The organism is Psychrobacter sp. CX18 (genome assembly GCF_057396215.1).
This window is the reverse complement of the sequence record NZ_JBXYJH010000006.1, coordinates 1-12,574: the sequence shown is the minus strand read 5'-3', so window position 1 is coordinate 12,574 and position 12,574 is coordinate 1. Positions and strand designations below refer to the sequence as shown.

Genomic DNA, 12,574 nt, shown 5'->3' with positions numbered 1-12,574 from the left:
GCATGATGACTTTAGTTTTAAACAATGACTATAGTCTTCAGCAATAAGAACGCTAAACTATGTAACGCATTTAGATGAGTATTAAATTCAAATGGGCTTAATACATCTCGAAACGGTGGTACTTGCAGGGTGTCATACTGTTTTAGGAGTACACCATATGAAAGTAAGCGCTAATACTAAGGTAGATGTTAATACCTTTATGGCGCTTGCTATGTTATAAATATCAATATAAGTCAACCACTTACTCGACTAATTGCTTAAGCGTTTACTTTACTAGTCACTTAGCGATTTACTTAATTTATTTATTTACCGTCAATAACTTTGTCAAAGATTGGCAGACGTGTTACTAGAACAAGTAGCAAAATTTGAGCAACATAGAGTAACTAAATATTAAATTTTTTTCAAATGGTCCAAGGGTTTGCTGACTATGTTAAGGAAACTGACGGATTAAAAGGAACAATCTGAGTGGTTAAAATGAGTAAGAGGGTTAATTTGAGCTATGAGGTTGGCATTTACCGACACATATACATTTATGTTTTATAAGAGCTGATTTCAGTATGACAAACCAGTCATTGTCAACTGAAAAGAGGGTCGGACTATTTGACCTGTATAGGTTACAATATCAGGCTTTAAGTTAGTAAAGAGAAAGAGTTAGTAAAAAGAAAGAGTTAGTAAATATAATTGTATCATTCAATCCTAAAGCCCCTAATTGGGACAATAAAATTTTACTTTAATATTAATGGAGTCCAACATGTCAGATACCACTGCCACTCGACTTGATGGTAAAGCCCTTGCCAAACACATTGAGCAAGATCTCAGTCAGCGAGTAGCCGCCCTTGTTGAGAAAACAGGACGTACGCCTATTTTAGCGACTATTTTAGTAGGGGATGACCCTGCCTCTGCCACGTATGTGCGTATGAAGGGGAATGCTTGCAAGCGCGTGGGAATGGAATCGATTCGTGTGGCCATGCCAGAAAATACCACGACCGATGAGCTACTTGCCAAAATTAAAGAGCTTAATGACAATCCGGATGTCCATGGTATATTGCTTCAGCACCCAGTTCCCGCCCAAATAGATGAGCGTGCTTGCTTTGATGCGATTGACTTAGCGAAGGACGTCGATGGTGTGACCTCATTAGGGTTTGGACGAATGAGTATGGGCGAGGAGGCTTATGGCTCCTGTACGCCGCAAGGCATTATGTATTTGCTTAAGCATTATGGCACTGAATTTGCAGGTATGAATGCAGTTGTGGTAGGTCGCAGTGCGATCTTGGGCAAGCCAATGGCGCAAATGCTATTAAACGCCAACTGCACAGTAACGATCTGCCATTCCAAAACTAAAGATTTAGCAGATCATGTGAGCCGTGCCGATATTATCGTAGGGGCGGTAGGTGTTCCTGAATTGATGAAAAAGGATTGGATTAAGCAAGGCGCTATTGTGGTTGATGCAGGCTTTCATCCGACAGATGATGGTGGAGTCGGAGACATTGAGCTCAAAGGTATCGAGTCGGTAGCATCCGCTTACACCCCTGTTCCAGGTGGCGTTGGCCCAATGACTATCAATACTTTGATTCGTCAAACGGTTGAAGCAGCAGAAAAAGCGGCGAATATTTAGAGGATCAGTTATTTAGAGTATCAATGTTAAGCGTAAACACTAGTATGCTTAAAAATACGTCAGATTATCAAATAGTGAACCACCTTTCTTTAAAAGACAGTAACGCAAGGGGGCTCTAAATGTTAGAACGTAATAAGTGGCATGATCGAGCCCAAAGCTTAGGCGAGTTTTTGGTCGATATTGGTCACTATGTGGCTTTATTATTAATATGTGGGGTGGTGATATGGTCAGCCGGTGTTGAATTTGTCGGTATTATCGGCAAAGGCACCGCTGACTTAAAAGATATTTTGATGCTGTTCATCTACCTTGAGTTACTGGCGATGATTGGTATATATTTCAAAACCCATCGTCTGCCAGTGCAATTTTTGATTTATATCGCAATCACTGCGTTATCTCGACATTTGGTAGTCGATGTGCAAGCAGTCTCTGATACCTTTCATCTATGGTTACTGATGACTATTACGCTGGCTATTTTTGTTTTGAGTATCTCAATTGTCTTGTTGACGTGGACAGCCAATCAGTTTGGACGACCGGAAGACAATGTTCAAAAGCGTAAGCTTGAGCGGTTAAATAAACGTGACCTCAAATAAATAAATTAATTAAATAAATTAATCAATCCAGAATGGAGGCTGTTTAAAATCCACGTGTTAAACTATATATGACATAAGGGTAATTCTACAACCAACCTGACTTGCGGAACTGACGATATAAGATAAAACAGGTGGTAAAGATGGCTAATAATACAATAAAGTAGGCATACTTGTAATGCAGCTCTGGCATAAAGTCAAAGTTCATACCATAGATGCCCGCCACCGCAGTCGGCACTGCTAAAATACCTGCCCAAGCTGCTAATTTGCGTACCACCTCGTTCTGTCCCATATTGACCATAGCCATATAAGTGTCCATTGCCACACTTAACATCTCATTTAGCCCATTGACCGCGTCAATCGCACGTAATAGGTGATCATTGACGTCCCTAAAATAGGGCTTGGCGATACTGGGAAAGATAGAAACCAGCTCGTTTTTTTTGTGATTAATAAAGAAGTTACAAATATCTTGCACAGGGAGCATAACCGCGCGCATATGCACCAGCTGCGACTTTAAGGTATATAGGCTTTGCAACATCTCTTTGCTAAATTTATATGAGAAAAGGCTACGTTCCTGTTCTCTTAAATATTCACCTAAGCTATCGGTAATAGGTAGGTAGCTATCCACCACATAATCCAAGATGGCGTGTAATACAAATATTGGCCCCATAGACATTTTTTCAGGTCGGCGGTGGCAATAAGCGCGAACTGGGGCGTAGGACTGTGATGCACCTGTACGAATCGTTATAATGTAATTACTACCCATAAACATTGAAGTGGTACCATAATGTATATGGTGATTGGCAAGGTAGGCCGTTCTTACAACCACAAATAAGGCATCAGTAAAGGTTTCGATTTTTGACCGTTGATGTTCATTAAACGCATCTTCAAGTGCTAACTCATGAATATCAAAAGCCCGTTGAACGGTTTCAATGGTTTCAATACTCGGATCATACAGACCAAGCCAAATAAAATGGCTTTTATTGCTTAGAGTACGACTGACTTCGTCCAGTTCAATTTTTTCAATAAACTCACCTGTTTTACGCGAATAGACACAGCAGTTTACGATCTCATTGATACCAGAACGTTCAAAATCTTCAACACGCTCTGCGTCAGGGTCATATACAGGCATAGTAGACGACATAAATAACAGGGCTTGTTGCTCTTCAACGTCTTTGACATGAGTAACAGAAAGATCATCTAAGCGAACAGAAGGTTTGGGTTTAATATTTAGCATGGATTTTCTACATTCTCATGAATCTAAATAGAGTATTGACACTGATTATACTAAAAGGGTGAATTTATCTTGTTGAAATTAAGACACTATGACAGAACTTACGCAATAATAGGGTTTCCAGCCGCTTAATAATCTATCTCTTATCAATCTAATTGGCGTAAGTCCTATTTCATATGTTTAGAGAGTAGGCAGAGCTAAAGCGCATACTTCTTTAAGGTGTCCATGTCAACTAATTCTAGTAAGCTTTCATGACAGGCCTCTAGTTTAATTTTAGGTGCTGTCCCATGATCTAGTGCATCAATCCAACGTAAGGCACAGACACACCAATAGTCACCCGGTTTTAAACCCGGAAACCCATATTCTGGAATTGGGGTAATAAGATCATTGCCTGTTTTGACAGAAAAGTTTAAGAACTCACTGGTCATCTTTGCACAGACAGTATGTTGACCGATATCTTGTTGTCCAGTATGGCAAAAGCCGTTACGGTAGTATCCGGTAATGGGGTCAAAACAACAACTGGCAAGCGCTGTGCCCAATACATTTCTTTGATTTAAATTTGGATCTGGGTGATTCGGATCTGAATAATTAAGTGACATAGTTAAGCGTCTCAATGTGGAGTATATAATGATCTGTGTTCAAGGAGATTTTAATATAAAAACTTGATTGGGCTAAATAAGCTAAAATGGTAACACATCAGGTATTTATTAGTATTACGCATTTCATGATGCAATAGAATGTTGCAAAATAAGAGTATGGCATCATATAAAAATATATTGAGATCTTTTTGCAATAGTCAGGTGTTTCTCTAGTCGAAAGCGGTGAGCTATGCTAGACTTAAGCGGTTAAAGTTTGAGTCAATTTAATCCCTTACCTATAATAGGTGAACATATAGCAATAGCCTAATAAGCGTTTACATTTTAATTATCTATACTGTATTAAGTATTTTACTGATCAAATATGTATAACCTATATTCATAAGCTACAGTGATGGTATTCTAGGTAAAAAGAGTCAATTATAGCTTGTGAATACAAGTTCTTGTACTGAACTAAACCTTAAACGTTAACTAAAGATTTGGTAACGGCGTCTTGATTTGTATATTAAGCAGGCCCCCCAAACAAGGATTACTTGTGTCTGACAGTTCTACATCTTTAAACAATACAGCAAGTCACTCTTCTAAGAAACTATCCCATGTCTCAGACATTGATAATATATGGCTGTTGCCTGATGGCGTAAGCGACTTATTATCTGAGGAAGCTCAAAAACAAGAGAGGCTTCGTTATCGGCTAACTCAATTGTTAGTAAGCCGCGGATATGAACTTATCTGCCCGCCTATGATTGAGTTTACAGAGTCATTACTAGGTAATGCCTCTGAAGATCTAAAACGTCAAACATTTAAAATTATTGATCAGTTGTCTGGTCGTTTGATGGGTGTCCGCGCCGATATTACCCCTCAGATTCTACGGATTGATGCTCACCTAAATAAGTTAGGACAGGCCAACAAGATTGCACGCTATTGCTACGCCGGTCATGTTATTCGTACGTTGCCAAATGGATTGTTTGGTTCACGAACGCCTTTGCAGTTAGGGGCGGAAATCTTTGGTAGTGATAGCTTAGATGCTGATATAGAGCTGATGGATGTGCTGTTTTGTCTGATTAATACGCTCAATTTGAAAAAGCATTTGCATATCGATATTGGTCATGTTGCCATATTTGCTCGTCTTAAGGAATTAGCAGGATTATCAGACAGTGATGCCTCGGTGCTAATCAACTTATATGCTAATAAAGCATTACCTGAACTTGAAAATGTCTGCAAAGACTTGCCGATGGGAAGTGATTTTTATCAGTTGGCGGTGTATGGACACGATATGGTGTCGTTAAAGCAAGCATTGTCCGATACTGCCACAAGCGACGAGGTTATCATCAAAGCCGTCAAAGAAGTGCAAACCATGGTGGCACATATCAAAGAGACTTATCAGAGCAATGTGAGTGTTGATATAACAGAGCTTGGCTACCATTATCATACCGGTATTGTGTTTAACGCTTATTTTGAAAATGAATCTCAAGCAGTGGTTCGGGGCGGTCGTTTTAATGGCGAGGGTTTAAGCGCTTCGAGCAGTAGCCCTCAAACTGCGATTGCAGAAGCATTACCCTCACGTAGTGCCACAGGTTTTAGTTTAGAGGTCACGCGTTTACAACGTTACATTAGTCTTAATGAGTCTATGCTGATATTGGTAAGCTATGAGGATATGCAACAGGTAGCTATGGATAGTAGTACCGATTTGGCAGAGGCTTTGGATAAAAAAGTCGCTGAATTACGTCATTTAGGAAATAGAGTTGTGAGCCCTTTAAGTATGGACGATGTGCCCAATAATGTCACGCATCGACTGGCATTAGATCAAGGTGAATGGGCACTTCAGTCAGTAAAATAGTTCAAAGAGTTTGGTGTCGATATTTGGTGTCGATATAGTAGTAGCTTTCAATAGTAGTAGCTCTCAATAGTAGTACCTTTCATTCAATTTTGTAGTTTCATTTTGCAATATCATTTTATAGTTTAATACGAGTGGTTAAGGATTAGTTATGGGTAAGAATGTCGTAGTACTTGGTAGCCAATGGGGCGATGAAGGTAAAGGCAAGATTGTTGACTTGTTGACCGAGAAAGCGTCTGCGGTTGCGCGCTTCCAAGGGGGTCACAATGCAGGTCATACGTTAGTCGTAGATGGCAAAAAGACCGTTCTACATCTCATTCCATCTGGCATTTTGCGTGAAGATGTCACCTGCTTTATCGGTAATGGTGTGGTGCTGTCGCCAGAGGCGTTACTGATCGAAATGAAAGAGCTTGAAAGTAATAACGTGCCAGTACGTGAGCGCCTTAAAATATCGCCAAACTGTCCTTTAATACTGCCTTACCATATTGCGTTAGACCAAGCGCGTGAATCTAAGCGTGGCAGTGGTAAAATTGGTACTACAGGGCGTGGTATTGGTCCCGCTTATGAAGACAAAGTGGCACGTCGTGCGATTAAGCTTGCCGATCTGTTCCGTGAAGATCTGGATGAAAAATTACGTAACTTAATTGAGTATCACAACTTCCAGTTGACGCAGTATTATAAAGTTGACGCGATTGACTTCGATGAAACGTACGCGCTATGCCAAGAGTGGAAACAAGAGCTTAAAGGCTTAGTTTGTGATGTGACGGAAGAGCTGAATCAATTGCGTCTAGCGGGCAAGAACTTAATGTTTGAAGGCGCTCAAGGTACCCTTCTTGATATCGACCATGGGACTTATCCGTTCGTGACCAGCTCAAGCGTCACCGCTGGTGGAGTGTCAACAGGTACAGGTATTGGGCCATTGTACTTAGACTACGTGCTGGGTATTACTAAAGCCTATACCACGCGAGTCGGTAGTGGTCCATTCCCAACTGAGTTGTTTGATGATGTGGGCGCTCACTTAGCCAAAGTAGGTCATGAGTTTGGTGCGACGACCGGCCGTGCTCGCCGCTGTGGTTGGTTTGATGCTGAAGCACTTCGCCGCGCTGTGGTATTAAACTCATTATCAGGTATTTGCTTAACCAAACTAGACGTACTTGATGGCTTAGACGAGATTCGTATTGGTGTCGGTTATGATCTACCTGAAACGGAATGTGAAGGGGCTCATGATGGAGAGTTTTATGAGTCGGTAACGCCAAAGTATGAGACATTGCCTGGCTGGAAAGGCTCTACTGTTGGCATCACGAACTATGATGATCTACCAAAAGAAGCGAAAGAGTATATCAAACGCATTGAGCAGTTAATCGATTGCCCAATCGATATTATCTCAACTGGCCCTGATCGTGATGAGACTATTGTCCTTCGTGATCCATATGATGGTTAAGTGCTATGTTTGAATATTTAGCTGAGAGTTTTATTTCAGTTTTTAAGTTCTGTTATTAAGCTAAATGTTAGGTATTTCATCTTACATAGTTGTTCTTTTAATTTAAAAGATGAAAAGCACTTTTAAAAACCCTATGTTAATTTGCTAACATAGGGTTTTTCTATTTATACATTTTGATTTTATAAGAACTCAACCCCTATGCTACATCTTACTTTTTTAGGTACTTCAGCCGGCATTCCTACCAAACATCGCAATGTGACAGCATTGGCGGTTGAACTTCTTAATCCCTTTAGCAATAAAGAGATTAATGCTCATAACTCACCCAAAAGACCTTGGGTGCTGATAGACTGTGGGGAAGCCACTCAACACCAGTTGTTACATACCAACATCAGCAGTAATCAATTGCTCGCCATTTGCATTACCCATGTACATGGTGATCATTGTTATGGACTACCAGGATTGCTGGCTAGTATGGCGATGTCAGGACGCAAACAGCCTTTAAAGATTATTGCGCCTCAGGCCATAGAGCAGTTTATCGACGCTGTGCAGCTTACTACAGAGCTATACTTACCTTATAAGATTGAATTTATCCCTATCGAACATTTATTTGGCTTAAAGTCCCAAGTAGAGACGACAGTAAAGTCGAATCTAGAGACAAAAGCTGAGGCGAAAGTAGAGACAGAGGTCTTTAAGGATTCTCAATTTAATTCAGATCCAAATGTTTTATCACAATCAAATGAAGGCCTTGATACCACAAAGAATAATTCTAATTCGACTTCTGAGCCCGTACTCATCAACATATCAACGACTCATAAACTGGCTATCGCCGTCACTAAGCTATCCCATCGTGTGCCCTCTTACGCGTTTAGTTTGACTCAAACTGTGCAAACATTGAAACTAGATATTGATAGACTCAATTCTGAAGGTATTGCCCCCTCATCAGCATGGGGACAGCTACAAGCTGGGCAAGATGTGGTATTAGAGGATGGCAGACAGCTGGAGTCAATAGACTATACGCAGCGCCTGACTAAACAACTCAAAATCGTAGTGGCGGGGGATAATGAGACACCTGAGCTATTGACGCAAGCGGTAAAAGAGGCTGATGTGTTGGTACATGAGGCGACCTATACGCAGCCAGTCGCAGATAAAATTATGTTGCGGCCTGACGCATTTGACCCGATGCACACGACTGCACAACGAATAGCAAGCTTTGCCAACTCGGCAAACATACCTAGCCTTATTTTGACTCACTTTAGTGCCCGTTATCAAAGTTATGATGACCCCGATAGTAAAACGCCGAATATGGCAGACATTCGAGTAGAGGCTGAGCAGTATTATCAAGGCGGATTATGGTTGGCAAGAGACTTTGCTCAGTTTGAAGTCAGTACAGTCGGTGTTAAACCTATTGAGAAAAATTGAGATTAATTATGGCATTCACCATTCGTAATAGAAATCAGACAGATACTCCTAAATTAGTAGAGATATTCGAGCAGTCTATTGTTGTGTGAATTAAAGCTGTTCTATTTACCGCTGTTTAATAACTGTTGCCCCACCCAGTGTCTGGCAAATTGATAGGCCACACGTCCTGAACGACCACCACGGCTAGACGACCATAGTAATGCTTGCTGTCTGGTATCATCTGTCCATTCAATACCATCCGCTTGTAGATAATGGGCAACGATCTGTAAGTAAGTGTCTTGATTCATAGGGTAAAACGACAACCATAGACCAAATCGATCTGATAAGGATACCGTTTCATCTATTGTCTCATAAGGGTTCACTTCATCGGTTTGACCATCGTAAATATTGACATTGTCTTTCATAAGCTGCGGCAATAAATGACGGCGGTTACTAGTAGCATAGACCAGCAATTTGTCTTGCTCTGAATCTAGCGCCCCATCTAACACACTTTTGAGGGTTCGATAGTTTTCATCTTGCCCATTGAATGCGAGATCGTCACAATAGACAATATAGCGACATGGGGTAGTGTTAGGAAGCTGACTAATGACTTCTCTAATTTTATCGAGCATCTGTAGGTCATCCCGCGATACCTCTATCATGCGCAGCCCGTCCTCTTTAAATTCATTTAACAACGCTCGAATTAGTGAAGACTTGCCAGCACCACGAGTGCCTGTCATGAGTACATGATTGGCAGGATATCCTGCCAAAAACTGACGAGTATTTTGAATAATTTTGGCTTTTTGAGCATCGATGCCTAGTAAGTCGTCCAATGCCAACGCTGAGTTGATATTAATCGCTTTGAGAGATCCATTGACACCACCTACCCAGCGATAGGCCAATTGATCGGGGTCAATAGTAAGTGGCGGGGTAATCTGTTGTTTTAGGTACTTAGTAAGCAAGCTGGTAAGGGTATCATCGAGGGTGAAAGTTTTCACAGAATTTGTCATAGTGATTCAAGACTCTATTATTGGTGCTTTGCTGTTTATTATACAGGCCCTAATTTATTAGATTAAAAATAGTGCCAGTAACGTATTGTTATTGCAAGCACAAATAAGGTTAAGAAAGCAGCCATGTTGACTTCAAAAATACGCCCATTCTCAAGCTCAACAACTGAAATATTACGGCTCAATAGTATCACCCAACTGCTTGAGCGAAAACAATATCGTGATATCAGTCATAAAAGAATGAGTGCAGAAATCAATCAAGGAAATCCCTTTTACCAAGGTTTGACGGTCGCAAATTATCAAAATAAGTCTGTGATGATTAAATGGCAACTGCAGCAACCGTCACTTATATCACGTTTTCAATCGGACTCTCAATTACAATCTCAATCGCACTCTCAATTAGAATCTCACTCAAATATGATGCCAACACCCATAGAGCGTGAGATAGCTAACTTAACTCAAATTCACTCAGACTTTGCAAGTGCTGCTCATCAAGGTCTAGACCTAGAGAGATGTATAAAGGTTAAACAAGGTTTTAATTTTAAAAAAGCTGAATATGGACTTCCTATTGTTTCTATCCTCGATACATTGAAAGATATACCGCTAACTATCGAGTCAGAGCTATGGCAGCTTGATGGCTTTGTGATGCCATATTTCCAGCAGGGTAGTGTAAAAGACTATTTGCACACTCACTCGCTGTCTAATCAGCAAAAATGGCAACTTTTTTATAGCATGGTATCTTCAATTGCTTCGTTGCATCAAGCAGGCTGGATTCATGGGGATATTAAACCGAGTAACTTTTTAATAGACAGCCGAGCTGAGTTAGCCTCAGAGGCGTTATCTGATTATTTGAATAACACTGACAAAGATCAAACAGACACTTTAGCACCCAGCATTATTATAAGTGATATGGACTATGCCCAAAACATGAACCTCACACAGCCATTAGTATCAAACACCTCCGACAGTATGAGTTCAGCCCATCTTGATAGCATTAGAGGAACGCCTGCTTATATCGCGCCAGAGTGCTGGCAAGGGTGCCCAATCAGCATACAAAGTGATCTTTATGCGCTTGGCGTCGTTATGTACGAGGTATTAACAGGTAATAAACCGTTTGAGCTTGAAACCAGACTCAAAACTAGACAAGGTCATACTCAGAAAACCTCCCAAACGCAGACGGGACAACAGATAAGTCGATGGGCACAACTGCACTGTCAAGCGCCCGTGCCTTTACTGCCCAATGAATGGCAGTTTGCACAGTCATTGCTAGATAAACTATTAGCAAAAAAACTTGAGTATCGATATAAAACAAGTGATGATATGATGGATGCGCTACATTTCATACAAAATAAATTTTAAACTAAAGGCGATACGATTGCCCATACTACCAATGCTACTACTGCCACTACTGCTAATAAGGATTAACCATGTTTGTTGTGATAAAAAATGATACGATTAATTTAAAAGATGTCAGTAGAATCTCGCGTCAGGGATCAGTCATCAAGTTTTACTTTATCAGCCAAAATGTACCTGTCGAATTTCATTTCGATAACGAAAGTGATGCAACTGAGGTGGAATACAAGATATTTAAAAACTTAGAAGAGCAGGGGCTGATTGTTTAAGGCTTAATTGGTATAAAGTGTAAGGGTATAAGTCTTGTTTATATCAGGCTTGATCGGTTAAGGTTTTATCATTCCTGCCACTTGTACACGAAACTCTAGACGATAAAAAACCCGCTATACGCGGGTTTTAATATGTGATATGAGCGTAACTAACCGGATAAAATGGTGGGGCTGGAGAGACTCGAACTATTTCATTATAAAATCATTACATATCAATGATAATTAAACTTAGTATTATCAGGGCTTTAGTGGTTTTAGTCTCTATAGAGTAGCATAGTTTTAGATGTAATGGTGTCATAGATGGTGCCAAGTCATCCAGATACGCCGTACAAACGGTAGTAAATTAATTTATTAAATAGTTGACTATAATACCCCTTATTTATATTATCGGTACATAAAGTAAAGAATAATCACTGGAGAACATCATGACTACCAACCCAACTACACCTGATTACACCCGTCGAGCTGTTAAAAATTACGATACCAAAGCATACAAGCCCAAAGTGACTTTTAACCCGTCAAAACCCGACGAAGCTCAACTTATTGAAGCTATTAAAGTTGATGCAACGCCTTTTAGCGTAAGGGTTAAAGCTTTACTCAAAGAATTTTATAAAATTACTTAAATAATGCTTGCATATATAAGGGGTATTATATATAATCAGTATTAAGAAATGAGGTAAACAACTAAACAACTAAACAACTAAACGACTGGAGAATACTATGAAAACTGTAATTGGATATGATGTAACAAATGCTACTGCTCAACCAATCACTAATAATGATGGCTATATCTCATGCGAGGCTTATGATTATGGTTATGATGTAAATGAGCAGACAGGTTATGGTGTAGCAGATGGCGAAGAATTTAGCACTGTAGAGCAATTTATTGATTGGGCTAAAACTCAAGAATGGTTTAAATTAGCATAAACAAACAAAGCCCTACTGTTAATTCGGTAGGGCTTTTTTAATGAGGTGATAAATGAGCTATCAACAACCTAAGCCGTTTACCAGTCAAGTTGATGTTGATGCGTATGCGAATCATGACAGAATTCAATGTTTGCTGTGCGGTAAGCGATATCAATTTTTACCATCTCATTTAAGCCGAGCGCACAATGTTACAGCTGATGAATACCGTCAATTATTCAATATTAATGCTGGTACAGCGTTAGCAGGACTATCATATCGAGCTAGGCAACGTGCGAAAATTGAGCGCCTGCAAGCTGAGGGCAGGCTAACATAT

General features: G+C 40.2%; 13 protein-coding genes. 10 read left to right on the top strand and 3 right to left on the bottom strand.

Annotated features, from left to right (window positions below):
• Window positions 1-751 precede the first annotated feature (751 nt).
• A complete protein-coding gene (folD, locus tag AC2SLT_RS06550; protein WP_486546847.1) occupies window positions 752-1,615 on the top strand; it encodes a bifunctional methylenetetrahydrofolate dehydrogenase/methenyltetrahydrofolate cyclohydrolase FolD in 864 nt (287 codons plus the stop codon).
• Window positions 1,616-1,734: 119 nt separating this feature from the next.
• A complete protein-coding gene (locus tag AC2SLT_RS06545) occupies window positions 1,735-2,205 on the top strand; it encodes a phosphate-starvation-inducible protein PsiE (protein WP_486546846.1) in 471 nt (156 codons plus the stop codon).
• Between the two features lie 85 nt (window positions 2,206-2,290).
• Here the strand turns inward: AC2SLT_RS06545 and corA are convergent, their stop codons facing one another.
• Window positions 2,291-3,346: a magnesium/cobalt transporter CorA gene (gene corA / locus AC2SLT_RS06540; RefSeq protein ID WP_486546950.1), complete on the bottom strand. Its 1,056-nt coding sequence runs from the start codon at window positions 3,344-3,346 to the stop codon at window positions 2,291-2,293.
• Window positions 3,347-3,633: 287 nt separating this feature from the next.
• Window positions 3,634-4,035 carry a DUF2237 family protein gene (locus AC2SLT_RS06535; protein ID WP_486546845.1) on the bottom strand — a complete coding sequence of 134 codons (402 nt, stop codon included), beginning with the start codon at window positions 4,033-4,035 and terminating at the stop codon, window positions 3,634-3,636.
• 532 nt (window positions 4,036-4,567) lie between these two features.
• Here AC2SLT_RS06535 and AC2SLT_RS06530 point away from each other — a divergent pair.
• The 3 genes from AC2SLT_RS06530 (at window position 4,568) to AC2SLT_RS06520 (ending at window position 8,726) form a co-directional block, all read left to right on the top strand.
• Entirely contained in the window at window positions 4,568-5,869 is a 1,302-nt protein-coding gene (locus AC2SLT_RS06530; protein WP_486546844.1) for an ATP phosphoribosyltransferase regulatory subunit, read from the top strand.
• Window positions 5,870-6,017: 148 nt separating this feature from the next.
• Window positions 6,018-7,307, top strand: coding sequence for an adenylosuccinate synthase (locus tag AC2SLT_RS06525; RefSeq protein WP_486546843.1), 1,290 nt, complete (start codon window positions 6,018-6,020; stop codon window positions 7,305-7,307).
• 198 nt (window positions 7,308-7,505) lie between these two features.
• Window positions 7,506-8,726: a ribonuclease Z gene (locus AC2SLT_RS06520; protein WP_486546842.1), complete on the top strand. Its 1,221-nt coding sequence runs from the start codon at window positions 7,506-7,508 to the stop codon at window positions 8,724-8,726.
• Between the two features lie 101 nt (window positions 8,727-8,827).
• Here AC2SLT_RS06520 and AC2SLT_RS06515 read toward each other — a convergent pair whose 3' ends face one another.
• Window positions 8,828-9,715 carry an ATP-binding protein gene (locus AC2SLT_RS06515; RefSeq protein WP_486546841.1) on the bottom strand — a complete coding sequence of 296 codons (888 nt, stop codon included), beginning with the start codon at window positions 9,713-9,715 and terminating at the stop codon, window positions 8,828-8,830.
• A 123-nt stretch (window positions 9,716-9,838) separates the two neighbouring features.
• On the opposite strand from AC2SLT_RS06515, the gene AC2SLT_RS06510 reads away from it, so the two are divergent.
• From AC2SLT_RS06510 to AC2SLT_RS06490, 5 genes are all read left to right on the top strand, one after another.
• Window positions 9,839-11,071, top strand: a complete 1,233-nt coding sequence (locus AC2SLT_RS06510) for a protein kinase domain-containing protein (RefSeq protein ID WP_486546840.1) — start codon at window positions 9,839-9,841, stop codon at window positions 11,069-11,071.
• Between the two features lie 68 nt (window positions 11,072-11,139).
• The gene (locus tag AC2SLT_RS06505) at window positions 11,140-11,334 is read left to right on the top strand and encodes a hypothetical protein (RefSeq protein ID WP_486546839.1); all 195 of its coding nucleotides are present in this window, start codon (window positions 11,140-11,142) and stop codon (window positions 11,332-11,334) included.
• Window positions 11,335-11,759: 425 nt separating this feature from the next.
• Window positions 11,760-11,957, top strand: a complete 198-nt coding sequence (locus AC2SLT_RS06500) for a hypothetical protein (RefSeq protein ID WP_486546838.1) — start codon at window positions 11,760-11,762, stop codon at window positions 11,955-11,957.
• A gap of 97 nt (window positions 11,958-12,054) precedes the next feature.
• On the top strand, window positions 12,055-12,261 hold the full coding sequence (locus AC2SLT_RS06495; RefSeq protein WP_486546837.1) for a hypothetical protein: 207 nt from the start codon (window positions 12,055-12,057) through the stop codon (window positions 12,259-12,261).
• 52 nt (window positions 12,262-12,313) lie between these two features.
• A partial coding sequence (locus AC2SLT_RS06490) for a MucR family transcriptional regulator (RefSeq protein ID WP_486546836.1) occupies window positions 12,314-12,574 on the top strand: 261 nt, incomplete at its 3' end.